At 67.8% G+C, this 17,783-nt stretch carries 15 protein-coding genes and 2 pseudogenes; 6 read left to right on the forward strand and 11 right to left on the reverse strand.

What is annotated here, in order from left to right; translation table 11 throughout:
• Positions 1–161: 161 nt before the first annotated feature.
• Entirely contained in the window at positions 162–614 is a 453-nt protein-coding gene (locus tag MW084_RS05910; protein WP_010469959.1) for a hypothetical protein, read from the reverse strand.
• Between the two features lie 295 nt (positions 615–909).
• On the opposite strand from MW084_RS05910, the gene MW084_RS05915 reads away from it, so the two are divergent.
• On the forward strand, positions 910–1,746 hold the full coding sequence (locus tag MW084_RS05915; RefSeq protein ID WP_029553424.1) for a transposase family protein: 837 nt from the start codon (positions 910–912) through the stop codon (positions 1,744–1,746).
• An 89-nt stretch (positions 1,747–1,835) separates the two neighbouring features.
• Here MW084_RS05915 and MW084_RS05920 read toward each other — a convergent pair whose 3' ends face one another.
• From MW084_RS05920 to MW084_RS05935, 4 genes are all read right to left on the reverse strand, one after another.
• Entirely contained in the window at positions 1,836–2,363 is a 528-nt protein-coding gene (locus MW084_RS05920; RefSeq protein WP_010469961.1) for a hypothetical protein, read from the reverse strand.
• Positions 2,364–2,432: 69 nt separating this feature from the next.
• Entirely contained in the window at positions 2,433–4,223 is a 1,791-nt protein-coding gene (locus MW084_RS05925) for an alpha/beta hydrolase (RefSeq protein ID WP_010469962.1), read from the reverse strand.
• Positions 4,224–4,232: 9 nt separating this feature from the next.
• Positions 4,233–4,727: a hypothetical protein gene (locus tag MW084_RS05930; RefSeq protein WP_338057684.1), complete on the reverse strand. Its 495-nt coding sequence runs from the start codon at positions 4,725–4,727 to the stop codon at positions 4,233–4,235.
• Positions 4,728–5,090: 363 nt separating this feature from the next.
• The gene (locus MW084_RS05935) at positions 5,091–6,011 is read right to left on the reverse strand and encodes a serine hydrolase (protein WP_029553426.1); all 921 of its coding nucleotides are present in this window, start codon (positions 6,009–6,011) and stop codon (positions 5,091–5,093) included.
• 1,066 nt (positions 6,012–7,077) lie between these two features.
• On the opposite strand from MW084_RS05935, the gene MW084_RS05945 reads away from it, so the two are divergent.
• Positions 7,078–7,917: a hypothetical protein gene (locus tag MW084_RS05945; RefSeq protein ID WP_029553427.1), complete on the forward strand. Its 840-nt coding sequence runs from the start codon at positions 7,078–7,080 to the stop codon at positions 7,915–7,917.
• A 208-nt stretch (positions 7,918–8,125) separates the two neighbouring features.
• Here MW084_RS05945 and MW084_RS05950 read toward each other — a convergent pair whose 3' ends face one another.
• Both MW084_RS05950 and MW084_RS05955 read right to left on the reverse strand, forming a co-directional pair.
• Positions 8,126–8,752: a hypothetical protein gene (locus MW084_RS05950; RefSeq protein ID WP_010469967.1), complete on the reverse strand. Its 627-nt coding sequence runs from the start codon at positions 8,750–8,752 to the stop codon at positions 8,126–8,128.
• A 169-nt stretch (positions 8,753–8,921) separates the two neighbouring features.
• Entirely contained in the window at positions 8,922–9,380 is a 459-nt protein-coding gene (locus MW084_RS05955; RefSeq protein WP_010469969.1) for a lactococcin 972 family bacteriocin, read from the reverse strand.
• A 423-nt stretch (positions 9,381–9,803) separates the two neighbouring features.
• Here MW084_RS05955 and amcA point away from each other — a divergent pair.
• Both amcA and MW084_RS05960 read left to right on the forward strand, forming a co-directional pair.
• Positions 9,804–9,974: pseudogene (gene amcA, locus MW084_RS24480) on the forward strand (multiple cyclophane-containing RiPP AmcA); the annotation flags it as partial.
• Positions 9,975–10,054: 80 nt separating this feature from the next.
• Positions 10,055–10,483 (forward strand): pentapeptide repeat-containing protein, encoded by a 429-nt coding sequence (locus MW084_RS05960; protein WP_010469971.1) that lies wholly within the window; start codon positions 10,055–10,057, stop codon positions 10,481–10,483.
• 23 nt (positions 10,484–10,506) lie between these two features.
• On the opposite strand, the gene MW084_RS05965 is transcribed toward MW084_RS05960, so the two are convergent.
• On the reverse strand, positions 10,507–10,945 hold a 439-nt coding region (locus MW084_RS05965; RefSeq protein ID WP_420833730.1), incomplete at its 5' end, for an ATP-binding protein.
• 252 nt (positions 10,946–11,197) lie between these two features.
• On the opposite strand from MW084_RS05965, the gene MW084_RS05970 reads away from it, so the two are divergent.
• Together MW084_RS05970 and MW084_RS05975 are read left to right on the forward strand one after the other, a co-directional pair.
• Entirely contained in the window at positions 11,198–12,031 is an 834-nt protein-coding gene (locus MW084_RS05970) for a helix-turn-helix domain-containing protein (protein ID WP_010469975.1), read from the forward strand.
• Positions 12,028–12,293 (forward strand): annotated as a pseudogene (locus tag MW084_RS05975) (DUF397 domain-containing protein). Before MW084_RS05970 ends, MW084_RS05975 begins: the two are co-directional and overlap by 4 nt.
• Before the next feature lie 55 nt (positions 12,294–12,348).
• On the opposite strand, the gene MW084_RS05980 reads toward MW084_RS05975, so the two are convergent.
• The 3 genes from MW084_RS05980 to MW084_RS05990 are packed head-to-tail and all read right to left on the reverse strand — an operon-like array spanning position 12,349 to position 17,764.
• Positions 12,349–13,908: a class I SAM-dependent DNA methyltransferase gene (locus MW084_RS05980; protein ID WP_010469980.1), complete on the reverse strand. Its 1,560-nt coding sequence runs from the start codon at positions 13,906–13,908 to the stop codon at positions 12,349–12,351.
• A complete protein-coding gene (locus tag MW084_RS05985) occupies positions 13,905–15,374 on the reverse strand; it encodes a restriction endonuclease subunit S (RefSeq protein WP_078571529.1) in 1,470 nt (489 codons plus the stop codon). Before MW084_RS05985 ends, MW084_RS05980 begins: the two co-directional genes overlap by 4 nt.
• Complete coding sequence (locus tag MW084_RS05990) at positions 15,371–17,764, reverse strand: DEAD/DEAH box helicase family protein (RefSeq protein ID WP_010469984.1); 2,394 nt, start codon at positions 17,762–17,764, stop codon at positions 15,371–15,373. Before MW084_RS05990 ends, MW084_RS05985 begins: the two co-directional genes overlap by 4 nt.
• Between the last annotated feature and the right edge of the window lie 19 nt (positions 17,765–17,783).

Genomic DNA, 17,783 nt, shown 5'->3' on the forward strand with positions numbered 1-17,783 from the left:
GGTGGCCACGAGGGCGCAGGCGCGGCCACCCTTATACGCGGCCACCCCTGTATCTGCGGCGGACCGGGGCGGCCGGGGGCGCCGGGATGCGGCCGGGAAACCGGCAGCGGGAAGGCTCCTCCGCGGGTGCGCTGCGGCACCCGTGCGTACGGGCGCGGGGGTCAGTACTCGCCGTCGAGCGCGGAGGCCGATTCCGCGCGGAAGCACGCCGAGACGACCTTGAAGTGGAGCATGGTCTGGTCGCCTCCGTCCTTGTACGCGGTGACGTGCAGGGCGAACTGCTCGCTCTTGTTCTCGGCGTAGATCTCGGGATCCTGGTTCTTGCTGGGGGCCTTGCCGTCCTTGGTGATCTTCCAGCCGTTCGTGCCGAGCGTCTTGCGCAGGTTCCGCATACCGGCGTCGACCTGGTCGTCGGTCAGGCCGTACACCGACCAGGGGTGCGACGTGGAGAACAGGTCGTCGCCGTACTCGTCGCAGCGCGAGATGCTCGGACCGGGCTCGGTAACCTTGCCCTTGACCCCGGTCATCTCGAACAGGCGGCTGGAGACCTCCTTCGCCTTCGCGCGTGCCGGGCCGGGATCCATCCGCACCGGCGTGTAGTCGAGTTCCTTCATGTTCGAACACCCCACAGTCAGTGCTGACAGCGAAACGATGACGACCGCAAGAACCAGGGCCCTTACACCGGAGACAACGCGGCAACCGACCGCACTTCGCGTATCAGCCACGTTGCACCCTGTCGTACTGTCCGGCGACCACATTGGCCTGGTTCTCGATGCTCAATGAGGTTTTCTCAGTGAAATAATCTCTGCGAATCGGGCTGATCGGTGCAGGTCCGGGTGGATCGGGCCGGGCGGCCCCGGCTCCGGACAGACGTAGAGCCCCTGGTAGGACAGGTCTCACCACAAGATCATGTCCGTAACCACCAGAGGCTTCACGTGGGTCACCTCTGTTGCCACGCTCGATGTCCCACGCCATGTCGTGGAGTACCTGTCCCGCCTGCCGGCCGCACACCGACGACGCATCGGCACGCCGAAGGGCTCGCGGGCGCTGGGCCCGTTCCGCCAGGCCGTGCTGGTCCTGCGCCGGTTCCGCGAGCGCGGCTGCGTGCACTGCCTGGCCCGCGACGCCGGAATCCCCCAGGCCACCGGCTACCGCTACCTGCACGAAGGCATCGACGTCCTCTCCGAGAAGGCCCCGGACCTGCACGAGGTCCTCTCCCGCTGCCGAGGTGAGGGCATGACACACGTGATCCTCGACGGCACACTGATCGAGTCCGACCGCCTCGCCGGCCTCCGGGACAACGGCAACGACCTGTGGTTCAGCCAGAAGCACAAGGCGTTCGGCGGCAACATCCAGTTCCTGTCCGCTCCGGACGGCACCCCTTTGTGGGTCTCCGACGTCGAGCCCGGCAGCGTCCCCGACATCACCGCCGCCCGCCTGCACGCCCTGCCCGCCCTCTACAAGGCCGCCGCCGAGGGCCTTCCGACCCTGGCGGACAAGGACTACACCGGCGCGGGCATCGGCATCCGCATCCCGGTCCGCCGCCCAAAGGGCCAGTCCGAAGAAGCACTTCACGCCGATACCCGCATGCCCAACATGCCGCTGCGGCATGTCCGGGCCCTGGGCGAGCGCACCGCCGCCGAACTCAAGCAGCGATGGCGGGCCCTGCAACACGTCACGCTCAGCCCCAACCGGATCGGCGACATCGCCCGAGCAACCCTCGCCCTCAACAGAATCTGGAAGTGATCATCGCCGAGAAAACCTCAGTGGCTGCTCTCTCCGCCGGGGCACGAACCGATGGGCGCGAACCGATCCCGGCGAACCGGCTACCCGGCTCAGAAGCGCTCGACCTCCTGACCGGCTGGGACCTCGTAACAGCCGGACACGAGCATCAGGCTGAGCTTGGGAGGGTCGTTCTTGGCGCGTTGAGACACGTTGACGCTTGTCTTCTTCGCATCGTTTTCGGCTGTCAATGAAAGGTTTTTGTTCTTGCTGGTGTCCGGGCCATATTCGGAGATCTTCCACCCGTTCTTCGGCAGCTCCGCCTTGAGCCGCTCCATAGCTTCGTCCAGCTGGCTGGGCGAGGCGGGGTAGAAACTCCATGAGTGGAAGATCCGGAAGTACTTCTCCCGGCCCCTTCCCGCGCAGTCCATGGTTCCGGGGCTCGTGTCAGATGCCTTCCCCTTGACACCGACGAGATCGTAGATCTGGCTGGACAGCTTCTTCATCTCGTCGGCTGCGGCCCGGGACGTGCTGGTGCCTGCAGAGGGGACAGTGTTCTCGGTGTCATTCATACTGCATCCAGTGAGGAGTGTCAGGGCGATGGGGACGAGGAGCGCCGGCGCGCCCAGTGTGGCCTTCAAACCGAGATGCCTCGCTTATTCGGTTTAGGGCGCGGGGTGATCAGGCGGTCAGGGCCGCGCCCAAGGGAGCTACTTGAGTTTTATGTCGTCGTACTTTCCTGCCACTACCAGGCCTTGGTTCCGCAAGCTCTGAGAGCCTTCCTCCCAGTAGTCGCTGTGACCTTCGGTGTCCGTGGCCAGCTGATGGGCGCCGAACCCTTCATCACTGGGAATCACCCAGTAATTTCTCCATTCGTGACCGCCGTGCCCCCAGCGGCCGATGTCAGGGACGACATCCCCGTCTGCCTCCTGATTCCAGACGTGCCCCTTGGGCACGTCCAAGTCCTCGGCTCTGGCCACCGTCACACCAGGACTGCCCACGGTGATCACGTCGTCCGCGTTGAGCGTGCCGTGGTCGGCTGCGGAACCCACGAGGGTCGTGCCGTAGGAGTGTCCGATTACGGTCCGGTGGGCCTCCGAACTTCCGGCGTGCGACGCCTCCAAGCCGTCGAGGAACCGGTTGAAGGCGGGTGCGCCGTCATCCGCGTAGTGCCTGAAAGGCGCATCCTTGTAGATGTCCTGTGGGGCGTCATACCCGAGCCAGGTGATCGTGGATACGCTCTTTCCGTCGGCTTCGCTGTCGGCCACATGCCATGTACTGACCATTCGGTCGACATTGCCCTCTATGTTGCTTAGATTGGACGTCGTTCCCGGTACGTAGACCGCCTGGTGGTCGGCTGTGTCTGGGTTTCCGTTGGCGATGATCGCCCGGCCGTTGCCCTCTGCGCTGAACCCCAGGAGATACGCCCTCGGCAAGCCCCCCGGGCCCGTCTCCGTCTGGTCGAAGCGCTTCTGAATGCTGTCCATGCCGTTGAGGGACTTGGTGAGGTGCTCGTACCGCTCGCCGTACTGCTTGTGCCAGTCCATCCACTCGTCGGTGTGGACCTTGGACGGGAACCTGCCCGCAGTGATCCAGGTCCACCCGTTGGCGGGTGGTTTCGCGATCGAAGCCAGCTCCAGCCGGTACTGCGCGTACTTCTGGTCGAAGACCATGCGGTTGGCTTCGTCTCGGGTGGCGGAGGGTAGTCCGTCCAGCGCGCCGACCTGCGCCGCGTTCAGCGACATGTACGCGGACTGCTCCTCGGGTGTCAGGCCTTTCCACCAGGCCGCGTTGTCCTTCGGGGTACCGCTCTTCGGCGGCTCCGGCAGGGAGTCGAGGTACCCCTTGCCCGCGTCGCGGACACCGCCCGCGTCGGACTGCGTGTCGACCCAGTCGCGGTCGGAGACGGTCAGGTCGTCGTCGGCCTTCAGCGCGCGGAGCTTCGGGGCCCATTTCGCGTCCGCGTCCGTGGCCTCCTTCACCGCATCGGCGATCCGGTTCGCGAACTCCAGCGCCTTGCCGTAGTTCGGGTTCGGGTGCGCGTTGGCTGCCTGGCGGTAGAGCGCGTCGGCCGTCGGAGAGGTCGGGCCGCCTGAGCCCTTGACGGTGCCGCCCTCCGGGACCTTGCCGTCGACCGCCTGGCCGCCTGAGGGGAAGCCGACCGAGCCGTCCGGGTTCACCGTGCAACCGGCGGCCTGCGCGTCCGCCACGGCCGCGTCCAGCTTCCGCTTGGCCGCGGCCATGTCGTGCGCGAAGCCGTTGAGCGCGGTGCTCACCAGCCCGCACTCGGTCTGCACGTAGTGGAAGTTCTTCGACAGCTCCTTCAGCTCGTTCAGAGCCGCGGTCGCCGCCTCGCCTTCCAGCTGGGCGCGCATGCCCGAGGAGATCCGGGTGTCGACCGCGTCCTTGGCCTTGCCGGCCATCTCGCCGGTGGCACGGTAACCGTCGGCCGCATCCTCGTACGCGGCCGGCTTGAGCTTCTTCAACGTCGCCAAATCCATGGCCGTCGATCACCGGCCCTTCGCCTGGCCGCCGACGGCCTCGGTGTCCTGGTACTGCGCCTTGACCTTCGCGAACTCTTCCTCGATCGCCTTGTCGGTCATCGCCAGATCGTGCCCGGCCCGCTCCAGCAGCCCACCCAGCGTGCCGCAGCGGCCGCTCAACCTGCCGACGTACGCCTTCCAGGAGTCGTACAACTCCTTCTGCGCCGCCGCCGACCGGCACCCGGACGCGTCCTCCACACCCGACTGCCCGTCCTCCAGCTTCTTCAGGCCCCGGCTGATGTCGGACTTCAGGCCGTTGACGCCCTCACCCGCCTGGCTCCAGGCCTTCTTCTGCGTCCTCAACGCTCCGGAGGAGCCACCACTCCCGCCACCGGACGGGCCCGAAGCCGGTAACTGGTTGAGCTGCATCCGATCTGCCCGCCGCCCGGCAGCTTCCGCCTTCAGCTGCTCCCACTCGTCCCACGACATCGGCGCCCCCACAGCGGGTCTGTTCTGTGCCACAGCAGTACTCCCGCGTCACACTAACGGCCCAACCAGGAGGGGATTCTGAGTACCCGTACTTATTTGCGCACAAAGCCGCAACGGACCGGTGACACGTGGCGTCACCACCTCCCGCTGTGCGGGTCGGCAGGTGGCGGATGTCGTGGGCGCAGGTCGGGTCGAGATCATCGTCCTTCCGCTTGAGGAGGATGGAGAAGCATCATGACCCACACGAACCCCGTAAGCCGTGTCGTAAGACACCTCACCCGGACCGGCGGCCAACCGATCCGAACGGAACCGCACGGGGCGGCGAGTGCGGCTTCCGGGCGGGTACCCGGCACCAGGGGGCCGGCCGGTGACGCCCGGAAACCGCTTCGCGGGGCGTCAGCCCTGGGGCGGGACGGGGACGAGGGCCTCGCTCGGCCGGCTGGTCGGGGTGAAGCGGGTGATGTTGGACGTGGTCGGTACCAGGGCCTTGTGGATGGCCTGGGAGACGTTCTGGATGGTGGTCACGCCGTAGGTCATCGTGCTGTTGCCGTGCGTCAGCACGGTGATCCCGTAGTCGTGGCCGGCGCCCTGGAAGGTACCCATGCTGTGCACGCGCCAGCCGTGCGTGGAGCGCTGCAGCCAGCCGTTCTTGACCCCCACGGTGACGGTGGACGGGGCGCCGGCCGGGGTTCCCCAACGCTGCGAGGAGATGACCTGGCCCATCAGCTTCTGGATGTAGGCGCGGGCGTTGTCGCTCAGCACGCTGTTGCCGGCGGTGATGAGCGACAGCAGTCTCTGCTTGTCCCTGACGTTCACCTGGGTCAGGCCCCAGTAGCCGCCGCTGCCCGGCACGGTCATGGTCATGTTGGCGGCGCTCAGGAAGCCCTTGATCTTCGTCACGCCGAGCTGCTTCCAGAGCGTGCTGGTCGCGGCGTTGTCGGACTTGGTGATCATGGCCGTGGCGAGTGCCTGCTCGGTGCTCGTCAGGTACCGGTTGTGCTTCTTGGCGTCCCACAGCAGTGCGGCGAGCACGGTGACCTTGACGGTGCTGGCCGAGTCGTAGGAGTTGGCGGACCGCAGGGTGCAGCTGGTCTTGGTGGTGCGGTCGTACAGGCCGACGGCGACGGTGCCCTTGCGGGTCGCGAGGGCGGCCGTGATGTCCTTCGTCAGCTTGGCGGCGAGGCCGGCCTGGGCCGACGTGCAGCTCACGGTGGGCGTGGCGGCGACGGCGGCGGTCGGGGTGAGGGCGGGTACGAGCAGCGCGGCGCTGACGGCGGCCGCGAGCGCGCCACCCCTGCCTATGGTCCGGCGAGTCATGCGGAAATCCCCTTCGAGGTCCCTACGGGCGTCCTCCCGGGCGCCGTCGAGCGGCCCGGGCATCGCCCGGTGGGACTCCCCGGGACCACCGGAGGTTGTACGCGGGTTCGGGGAGCGGGGGGCTCCAGGACCGGAGGCGGGTTCCGAGGGCGGAGGTCTCCGGGACCGGAGGGGGCTCCGAGGGCGGAGGGCTCCGGGGCCGAAGGGGGTTCCGACGACGGAGCGGGTCCCGGGACCGGAGGTTCCTGAGACCGGAGGACTCCGAGGTCCACCCCCGGAGCGGACGCCCGACGGCGGACCCCGACGGCCCTCGGCACCGGCCCGGGCGCCTCGCCCGGCGCGGGTCACGACCTGCCGCGCCCAGGCCGTGTATCGAAAGCGGATCTTGGACTGTGAATGATCACGGTTCAGGGGGCGGGGAGATCCCACGGACGAGCAGTGGGCAGTGCTGGAGCCATTGCTGCCGAAGGGTGCCAGGGCGGGGCGGCCGCCTGTCTGGCCTCGTCCCTGCGGACCGGGTTCGCGACCGCCTCACACGCGGGCCGCGAAGCGGTCGGCCGCCGGAGTTCGACGGAGACGACTACAAGCAGCGGCACACGGTCGAGTGCGGGATCAACCGGCTCAAGCGCCACCGTGCCGTCGTTGCCCGGTACGACAAACTCGCCGTCCGCTACGAAGCGACAGTACTGGTCGCAACCCTCGACGAGTGGCTCTGACCAGGTTCTCCGCGCTGGACGCTAGCGACGGCTCTTTCGAACGTCGCGTCGGAACTGCTCGAAGCCAGCGCGTAGGTTGAGGTAGTCGAGGACGAGTGCCGCACCGCGAGCAGCCCACTTCCCTGCCTGTACCAGGACCTCGTCCACCGGCATCCTTCTTTCGACGACCGCGTTTCCCCCCTCAGACTCCGCTCTGGTCCAGAAGGTTGCACGGTTGCCGCAGGGCGGGGTGGCCTCCCGAAGTGGGCGTTCCCGAATGCATCGTCGGACTGCGACAAGATCCGCTTTCGATACACGGCCCAGCCCGGTCTTCCTTCATGACGGGGCCGGGAGTCGGTACGTTCGAGCGCATGGCACCGCGTTCGGTGGATCTGCGCAAGGAGCCCGTGGAAGACGTGCTGGACCGTGTCGAACGGTCGCTTGGGGTACGCCTGAGCCGGAAGGCGGTAGTGCGTAAGCGCCGGTCCCTGGGGGCGCGTACGGACCGCGACACGTGGGTGCGGATCGAGCGGCGCGGACTCGACCGGATCGGGGTCCAGGGAGGGGACGGCACCGCGTCCGCCGAGGCCCTTCACGGGATCGCGAAACCGGCCTGGTTCACGGGCGTCGCGTGGCGGGACGACGCGGAGCCGGTGATGTGGCGGGCGGACGAGACGGAGCTCCTGCCTGCGGCGCCGGTGAGCAGCGCCGTGGCGGTGGAGGACCCGCGCCTGCCCGAGGAGTGGTGGAACGCCCTGAGCACCTCGCTGGACGCTCTGGCCGCACAGCACACCAACCGCGTCGCGACGCCGGACACCGAGACCCTCACGCGGGAACTGGTCACGGGGACGATCCACAGCGTGTTCCCGGGCGTCGACACGACCGTGGCCGAATGGCGGCCGGCCCATGCGGATTTCAACTGGGCGAACCTCACGGCACCGGTGTTCAGCGTGTTCAACTGGGAGGACTGGGGCATGGCCCCCCGCGGCCTGGATGCGGCAAGCCTGTGGGGGGCTTCTCTCGCCGTCCCGGCTCTGGCCGACCGCGTCCGCAGCGAGCGGCGTGCGGATCTGGAGAGCCGGGACGGCATGGTGATGACGCTGTTCGTCGCCGCGAAGATCCTCGGCCCGCACGCCGACCCCGAAGACCCCCGCCTGGTCCCCGCGCGGAAGACGGCGGAACGGTTGTTGAAAGAACTTCAGTCGGCCTGACGGGATTTGAGAAGCCGCCTGTACTCCCGGACCGTGTTCTCGTCGACCTCGTAAGCCAAGGCTTTGATCAGCTCCCGTAGATGGCCGGCGTCGGCTCGGGCTGCGCCCGCCCCGGCGGTCCGGGCGCGGTGTCCCCCGCAGGCTCACGGGGTGTGCGGCTTACGGGTGAGGCGGCGGTGTGGAGCTTTCCGCAGCCGGCGAAAGGGTCTCAGCCTGAATGGGCTCTGACTTCCGGGCCCTTGCGCCGGGTACGCCACTCCCACACCGCGTGCCCAACAAGAGCCAGGGCTGCGAGGACGGCGAGGACGCGAGTCGCGCTCCAGGTGGATTCGGCGCCCGGTCCCGCGGCGGCCGCTTCCACGCCCAGACGCCAGGAGGTCTCACAACAGGCGATCAGTGGAACGAGGAGACGGAACGGGAGGCCGAGAGGACCAGAGGTTCGAGCCAGGTTACCAAAGAACCCCATCGGGGCACCGAGAACGAAAGCCATCACTCCCCAGGCGGCGATCCTCGGCCAAGCGCTCTCGACACCTGACTCCAGAACGACGTTCACTCCGATCGGTGGGTCCGGGTTCAGAGCCTTGAGCATGTAATAGACGGTCACGCCGACCGCCAATGCCGAAGAGGAAAGCAATGCCGCCCCGGCCTTCGATCGACAGAAGCAACCCACCAGAAAGCCAAGCAACGCCCACGACCACCCGGCGGCGAATACGAGGCTCACCGCATGAAGAATCGGGCTGTCGAACCTTCCCGCCAGCGCGCCGAGCACGCCGATAATCGCGCCTGCCCCGAGGGGGACCAGAACGGGCGTGATGCGGGCACGCGGAAACCTCACTTGTACTTCCTTATCCTGCGGTTTTCCACTGGAGCAAAGTGGTGAACGCCCGGGTTCCTGCGCCGGCGATCACACAGGAACCCAGGCGCATTGATTCACAGCCGGCGCCCCGCTGATTTTCGATGCCGTATCAAGTTTCCGGACACGCCGGACATCGAAGAGCGGGGGTTCAGTACTTGGCGTAGTAGGTGTAGCACGTGTAGGCCAGCCCCGCCGTGTAGTTGGCGTTCGAAGTCTGCCCGGCGGGCTTGACGTCCTTCACTATGCGCCCGACCATGTTCACGGTGGAACCGTGCGTCACGCCACCATGATAGTAGTTCGAGTAGCAGTATTTCATGTCGTTTCGGGCTTGCCAACCGTAGCTCCACGTTCCACCACCGACCTGAACGACGGTCAGCGGCCTGACGTCACTTTCTGCTAAATCGGCAAGCGTGAGCTCCACGACCCCCCACTCCTTGGGGTCACCCAACTCCGCAGGCGGCTGGGTGCCGTCTCCGCGGGTATGGACGGAAACAGTACTGCTCATTACCGGGTTGACACCGGCTTCGCCGGCCGCGGCCGGTGTGGCGAAAGTACCGGAAGCCAGGGCGATCGTGGCGGCGAATACCATCCCACCGAACTTGCGCATGCGTCATCCTCTCGTTCGCCCCCCGTGGGGGCCGGAGAAGATCATCGTCAAAATCACGCTCACCTGTGAAGAAGAATCCGGTTGGTTGGCCAAAAATTCCTGATATCGACTTGAAGTCGCATGCCCTCGGGCCAGCCCGGAGCCGGCCGGGTTCGAGGACAGTCGCTTCGGCGACTTCACCACCGGCAACGTGCTCCACACCGGCCTGGACGTCCTCGTGGCCGAGGCCGAGGAGCGCACGCCCCTGGATCACCGGGTTCTGGGACGGCGTGGACGCCTGTCGCACCGCCTGTCCCACTCTCGCGTTCTGTGGAGGCGCCCACGCGGCCAACCGGTACTTCGAGCACGACGGCCGGTTCGACGGCACCAGGACCCGGTACTGCACAACTGCCGAGATCGCCCTACTCGAAGGAGTCACACGCCATGTCCGTGAGCATCGCCCCTGACGCCACCGCGCTCGTGACGGACTCGTCCTCGGGATTCACGTCCCTCCTGAAGGCCGCACGCCCCGGGCCTGTCACCGGTACGTTCGACAACCGGTCGACCCGGGACGACCCCACGCCCACGTTCGACAACCGCCCCACCTGGGACGATTGGAAGAACAAGGAGTCCCGACGGCCCGGCCCGCCGGTGACCGCGGGCCGGGCCGCCCGGTACCGCGTCGAAGGAGCCCCATGGCCCGCCGTGTCCTCGGCCGCGTCACCGTGGCCACCCCCGACCTCGACGAGCCCGGCCCGTACCTGTCGGTGGCCCGGACGCTGGACGGCCTCGTCCTGGACGACGTGCTCTTCGAGAACCGCCGCCTCGACTACGCGAGCTTCGAGAAGGTCCGCGTCGCCGTCCCGGTCGCCTTCGTCGGCTGCGCCCTCACCGAGGCGGTGTTCACCGGCCGCGACCTGTCCGGCGCCGTCTTCTCGGACTGCCGCCTCAGGCTGACCGCGTTCGGCGGCGGCCGGTACCGGGACACGGACCTGGGCGGCAGCGACCTCTCCCAGGTCCGCGGCGTCGCCAACCCGGCCGGGGTCCGCATCGGCCCCGGCGGGCGGGCGGACCTCGCCCAGGCCCTCGTCGACGAACTCGGCATCACCGTCGGGGACACCTGACCCGGACGCCCGGGCGCCGTCGCTCAGGGGCCGTCGTCGGGGGACGGGTCCAGTTCGGCCCACACGGTCTTGCAGGGGACCGGGCCGTGCCGGACGCCCCAGCGGTCCGCCAGCTCCTGCACCAGCAGCAACCCGTACCCGGACTCGCCCGGCGCCCCGGCGGCCGGGCCTCCCCGCGCGGGCATCCGGTCGTCCCGCGTGTCGGTGACCTCCACCCGCAGCGTCCCCGACGCGGTGACGGACAGTGCCAGGCGGAAGTCCCGGCCGGGTACCCGGCCGTGCAGCGCGGCGTTCGCCGCGAGTTCGGCCACGACGAGCCGGGCCGGGTCCGGTGGCAGTCCCCACTCCCGCAACTGCCGGGCCGCGAGCAGCCGGGCGAGACGCGCACCGCGCCGGGTGGCGGGCAGCGGCACGGAGAACCGGTGCGACGGGACGGGAGCCGCCGGCTCGGCGGCGGGGGCGNCCGNCTCGNCTTATANNCNCCGCCGAGCCGACTCGGCGGGGGGAGCGGTCGGCTCGGCGGGGGTGGCCGTGGAGGTGATTTGGTGATTCACATCACCCAGCGTGTCCGCACATGCATAGCCTGTGAAGCAAGACGACCCGTGCGGAGGACAGCCGTCCGAACGTTGTCCGGTTCCGTCCGGGCAGTACGAGCGTGTCCCCGTACGGGCGTACGGAGTTGAACGGGAAAGGGCTCGACGGGAGGGGCGGGACATGAGCGACTGGGACGCGGGACTGGAGGACGACGAGGCCGGGGCGGTCATCAAGGCCGTGGCCCGTCAACTCAAGCTCTGGCGCGAGGCGGCCGGGCTGACGCAGGCGGAGTTCGGCGCGGCCATCGGGTACGGGGAGGAACTGGTCTCGTCGGTGGAGCGCGGGCGCCGCATCCCCCGCCCGGAGTACCTGGACGCGGCGGACGAGGTGCTGGCCGCGGGCGGCAGGATCGCCGCGATGAAGGGAGATGTTGCGGAGGCGCGGTACCCGAAGAAGGTACGGGACGTGAGGCGCCTGGAGGCCGAAGCGGTCGAGATCTGCTCCTACAACAACTCTGTCATCGACGGACTGTTGCAGACGGAGGAGTACGCGCGGGCCGTATTCAGCTCCCGGCGACCTCAGTTCACGGAAGAGGAACTGGAGCAACGGGTAGTCGCCCGCCTCGATCGTCAGCAGATCTTCTGCGCCCCAACAACCCGTCCCGTCCTCAGCTTTGTGCTGTGTGAGGCGACGCTGCGCCGCTTGATCGGGGACGCAATGGTGATGCGCAACCAGCTCAAACGGTTGTCGGAAGTGGCTCAGCTACGAAACGTCGACCTTCAGGTGCTGCCTCTGAGCAGCGATGAGAACTCGGGCCTCGGCGGCCCCTTCCGACTGCTCAAGCTCAAGGACGGAGCAGCCGTGGGACTGAACGAGGTCCAGCTCACCCATCGCGTGATCACCGACCCGAAAGAGACCACGGTCCTCGACATGCGCTATGGCATCATCCGGGCGCAGGCTCTCACCCCACGAGAGTCGCTGGCCTTCATCGAAGACATGCTGGGAGAGCCATGACCCTCAAGCACTCTGACGGAGCCGACAACAAGCTGGAGTGGATAAAGAGTAGTTACAGCTCGGACGACGGCCCCTCCTGCGTCGAGGTCGCCTGGATCAAGAGCAGTTACAGCACTGCTGAAGGACCCGACTGCGTCGAGGTAGCGACCGCCCCCGACCAGATCCTCGTACGGGACTCCAAGAACCCTGCCGGGCCTCGCCTCGCCTCGCCCTCGCCCCGACCACCTGGGCGGCCTTCCTGCCGTACGCCTCCGGGCGCTGACTCGGCGAACTCGACCGGCCCGCACCCGAGTTGACGGGTGCGGGCCAGTCTGCGCTCAGTCGGTGACCGGCGCCGACTCCTCCGCCGCCTCCTCCGCCGGGGCGCCGCCCCGGGCCTGCTGCAAGGTCTCCGCGATCGCGGCGAACTCCTCCAGCGCGGCCTGGAGATCCTCGACGATCTCGGCGGCCAGCACCTCGGGCGCGGGCAGGTTGTCCGCGTCGTCCAGGCTGGGGTCCCGGAGCCAGGTGATGTCGAGGTTGGCCTTGTCGCGGGCGGTCAGCTCCTCGTACGTGTACGCCTTGAAGCGCTCCGTCTCGACGCGCTTGGAGCGGTCCTCGCCGGGGCGGTAGCACTGCACGAAGTCTTCGAGGTGGGCCCGGGTGAGCGGGTTCTGCTTGAGGGTGAAGTGCTGGGCGGTGCGGAAGTCGTAGACCCACAGCTTCTCGGTCCACGGCTGGTTGGGGCGGGCCTGCCTGCGTTCGAAGAAGAGCACGTTGGCCTTGACGCCGCCCGCGTAGAAGATGCCGGTGGGCAGGCGCAGCAGCGTGTGGACGTCGTACTCCTTCAGCAGCCGGCGGCGGATGGTCTCGCCCGCGCCGCCCTCGAAGAGGACGTTGTCGGGGACGACGACCGCCGCCCGGCCGTTGATCTCCAGCAGCGAGGCGATGTGCTGCATGAAGTTGAGCTGCTTGTTCGTCGTGGTGACCCAGAAGTCGCGGCGCTCGTACGCGATCGCCTCGCGGGCCGCCGAACCGTCGTCGCCGTAGACGGTGATGGACGACTTCTTGCCGAAGGGCGGGTTGGCCAGGACCAGGCTCGCGCGCTTGTCGGGCGGGGCGGCGAGGGCGTCCCGGGTGCGGACGAGGGCCTTGCCGGTGGGCTGGCCGATGCCGTGGAGGAAGAGGTTCATCGCGGCGAGGCGGGCGGTGTTCCTGACCAGCTCGGTGCCCCAGATGCCGCCGCTGCTGAGGTGTTCGCGCTGCTCGGGGGTGAGGCGGTTGCCGTACTCGTCGAGGATGTACTCGGCGGCGGACAGCAGGAAGCCGCCGGTGCCGCAGGCGGGGTCAGTGATCGTGTCGTCCGGGGTGGGGCGGACGCAGTCGACGATGGCCTGGATCAGCGGGCGCGGCGTGAAGTACTGGCCCGCGCCGGACTTGATGTCCTCCGCGCCGCGGGAGAGCAGTTCCTCGTAGGCGTCGCCCTTGATGTCGGTCTTCTGACCCGACCAGTTCTCCTTGTCGATCAGGTCCTTGACCAGCCGCTTGAGCTTCGCGGGGTCGTGGATGCGGTTCCTCGCCCCGTTGAAGATCAGATGGAAGGTGGTGTCCTTGCGCTGGGCGCCGAGGTCTTCGAGGAGCTGGGTGTAGGCGGCTTCGAGCTCGGCGCCGTCGTTGTTCAGCAGCTCGGGCCAGCCACGGCCCTCCCAGACCGTGCCCTCGGGCATGATCTGCTCGCGGAACATCGGGGGGCGGGACTGCGCCTCGTGCGCCATCTTCAGGAACACGAGGAGCGTCAACTGCTCGACGTAGTCGATGGTGGAGACGCCGTCGTCGCGCAGGACGTGGCAGTAGCTCCAGAGCTTGTCGACGAGCCGACGGGCCTCGGTCGTGGTCACGAGGGCATCTCCAGGTCAAGGGTGGGCTGGGTGGCGGTGGCGAGGGCCGGGCCGTCGGCCCGGGGCGGCGGGGGCGCGTCGTCCGCTGCGGGCGCGGTGCCGGGTGTGGTGTCGGGTGCGGTGCTGGGCGCGGTGCCGGGCGTGCGCTTCCGCTGGGCGGGCGCCCGACGCGGGCCCCGGCGCCCGGACTTGGCGGCCCCGGCCGCCTCCCGCTCCGTACGAATGCGGTCGAGCAGGGCGGTAGCGGGCTCGTCAGCGGGGTCCTGGGGGACGAGGCGTCCGGCGAAAGCTTCGGTCAGGAGGGACCGGCGGAGGGCGTTACTTCGCTGCTTGCTGGCAGACACAGTGTGCATGAGATGCCGAGCATGCTGTTCGATGGCGGCCCATCGAGCACATAGCTCTCGCTGAGTAGACACATCAGGAAGCGGGAACTCGATTTCCCCAAGAATTCTCTGATTTACCTTGTAGATACCGGCAGTCGTGCGCGCCCTGCTCTCAATCTGACGCCTTACGGAAAGAGAAGACCAAATAATGCGCAGATACTCTGGGAGAAGTTCGTCGGCGTCAGGTCGCGCCCGAATCATGGTATCAGGATAGGCAACCGGGAATGCAGCATCGGCAACAAGCGAGCCACGGCCAACGAGAGAGAGTGAACCATTTCCACGAGCGATGAGGAAATCTCCTCGCTGAACAAGGAAGGATGAAGCCTCCGATTCCTCCCAGTCACCTTCTTTATGTTGCGCCAGATCGACGTAAGAGTCAGACAGGGCTGTGAGGCGAAGGACAGGAAACCCGCCCGATCGGGTTGGAACGGATCGCCCGTTTGTCAAGCCAGAAGCTAGAACATCACCCAGGCAAGCCGTGTCAAAACCGGAAGTCATCTGATACAAAACCGACTGGAGGTACCGGTCAATGCGACGCTCACTGAGGCGAAGAGTTTCGCTGGCTGCGTCAAGTCGCGACAACTGCTCTTCGAGCACGGCGACGATGCGCCCCTGCTCCTCCAGAGGAGGAACTGGGACAGGGAGCTTCACCAGGGCCTCTTTATTAATCTTGGGCAGAACGGATCGACCCTGACACCCGGCAGCAAATTCCGTAAACGCCGGACTACGCAGCCAAAGAGCAAGATACCCATGATCCAATTCGGTGGAGACTGGGTACATGTCCGCACTACACAGGCCGCCAAATTTTGCTACGACCACCTTGGCAAGATACGGGCGGATTTTCGAGTAGAGGATGCACCCCTCAAAGAAACGATGCTTCGGGCTCTTTACGCCGTCCTCAGCCACAGTAGAGAAGGGCAACAGACGTCCCGTCTCTGACTCGATATGGTTCGGCGCAATATGCGGCAGGTCAGGATAATCGAGAGGGGACACAAGATTGCTGGCTACATGAGCCACGTCTCCGAAGCTTGCCCAGGTCCAGCCCTTCGGCAACTCCCAAGGGGCGTCATCTTCCAAACTCACGCGCCCAACTCCCGTCCCAGTTCATCCAGAATCTCCGCCGCGCGGTCCGGACCGAACTCCCTCAGGAATCCGTCCACGCCCCCGCGCTCGATGAAGGGTACGTCCTTCAAATGCGCGGGTTCGATCGCGGCGTCCGTGGCGATCACGTCGACCATGCGGTCGAGCCACCACGTCTGGTCCTCCGTGAACACCGCTCCCGCCTGCTCCTGGCGGGCCCGCCACGCGGCGTACCGTTCCTCCACCAGCGTCCGGTACGGCCGTACCTCATGGTCCAGGCCCAGCTCGAAGCGCAGCAGGCCGATCAGGTCGACCACGCCGGCCGAGCCGCGCGGGTGCCGGGCGGCCTTGCCGAGCTGCACGTACGCGTCGTACAGCCGCGCCGGGGTCCACTGGAACGGGGGCCGCTCGATCCTCCGGGCCAGGTCCTTCAGCCGCCGGTAGACCTCCCTGGGGTCCTTCCGCTCGCGGAAGGCGACCTCGAACGCGGTGGTCTCGTCCCGGTGCTCCTCCAGGTACTGCTTCCAGGAGGTCACGCGCCGCATCGCCAGCTCGTCCGCCGTGATGCCGCGCACCTCCCTCACCTCGTCCACGCTCACCTCGTCTATGACGATGTCGTGGGCGCGGCGCATGGACATCAGCCGGTCGCGCAGTTCGCGGTTGGCGGCGATCGGCTTCAGCGCGTCCAGCATCTCCCGCCGTACCTGTGCCTCGCCGCCGATCCGGCGGGCCCGTTCCTGCTGGTCGGGGTCGACGGACCGGACCAGGTCGCCGACGATCTCCGTCAGCGGCCGGCCCGCCAGCTCCGCGACCTCCTCGCGTTCTTCGGCGGTGAGCTGCTGGTCGAGGCGGGCCAGGCGGCCCGCGAGGGTGGCGATCTCGTCCTCGGTCATCGCCAGGCCCGCCGTCTTGGCCATCAGCCGCTCCAGCGGGATCTTCCGTTCGGAGATTCGGTTGAGGGGGCGGGCGTCCACGCGGGGCGAGTCCGTCACGCCGACCGCGTCGACGATCACGAACCGCTCCTTGACCTGCGCGTCGGGGGTGACGGCCTGGAACTCCGCCGGGTCCACCGTGCGCGAACCGCGCCCCTTCATCTGCTCGAAGTACGCCCAGCTCTTCACGTCCCGCAGGAAGAACACGCACTCCAGCGGCGGGATGTCGGTACCGGTGGCGATCATGTCGACGGTGACCGCGATGCGCAGTTCGGGGCTGTTGCGGAACGCCTTGATCAGCTCGGCGGGCCGCTTCGCCGCGTGGGTGATCTTCCGGCAGAAGTCGTCGCTCTCGCCGAAGACCTGCCGGACCGTCTCCACGATCTCGTCGGCGTGGTTGTCGTCCACGGCGAAGATCAGCGTCTTGGGCACGTGGGTGCGCGCCCGCCGGGCCTCACCCTCCCCCACCGGCGGGAAGACGTCCGTGAACAGGTGCTTGCGGAAGGTCTCCACGACCAGCTTCAACTGGCCCTTGCTGATGACCTGCCGGCCGAGCTGGGACGCCTTCCACTCCAGGTCCTCCTCAAGCTCCTGGTACCGCTCGCGGCGCGTCTTGCGCTCCCGCATCGGGACGACCGTCTCCGCCGGGATGGTCCCGCCGTTCTCGCCCAGTTCGGTGCGGATGCGGAAGACGTCGAAGTCGACGTTGACGCGGTCGGCGACGGCCTGCTCGTACGGGTACTCGCTGACCAGGTTCTGGTAGAAGAAGCCGAAGGTCTGCTTGACGGGGGTGGCGGTCAGGCCGACCAGGTGGGCGTCGAAGTACTCCAGGACCGCGCGCCACTTGCCGTAGATGGAGCGGTGGCACTCGTCGACGACGATGAGGTCGAAGGTCTCCGGCGGGAGGTCCGGGTTGTAGCCGACCTGGACGGGCTCCTTCACCAGGTCGTAGCGGTCCAGGGCCGCGTCCTCGCGGTCGGCGCTCGGCACGTCGCGGCCGGTCAGCGCCATCCACAGGCGCTGCACGGTGGAGACGACCACGTGCGCGGAGCCCAGGACGGTGTCCCCGGCGAGGCGCTGCACGACGTACAGCTCGGTGAACTTGCGGCCGTCGTCGGGGGTGTCGAAGTTCTCGAACTCGGTGGCGGCCTGCCCGCCGAGGTTGTTGCGGTCGACGAGGAACAGGATGCGCCGGGCGCCGGCGTGCTTCAGGAGCCGGTAGCTCTCGCTGACCACCGTGTACGTCTTGCCGGCGCCGGTCGCCATCTGGATCAGGGCGCGCGGGTCGTCCTTGGCGAGGGAGCGTTCCAGGCCGGTGATGGCGGTGAGCTGCGCGGGGCGCAGGGGCGCGGGGTCGAGGAAGGTCCGCGGCAGGCGGCGCATCCGGGCGCGCAGTGTGGGCGCCTCCGGGTCGGCCTCGGCCTCCTCGACCCAGCGGGCGACCGTCTCCGGCCGGTGCACGGCGAAGACCTCGCGGGTG

The organism is Streptomyces sudanensis, assembly GCF_023614315.1.
Lineage (GTDB): Bacteria > Actinomycetota > Actinomycetes > Streptomycetales > Streptomycetaceae > Streptomyces > Streptomyces sudanensis.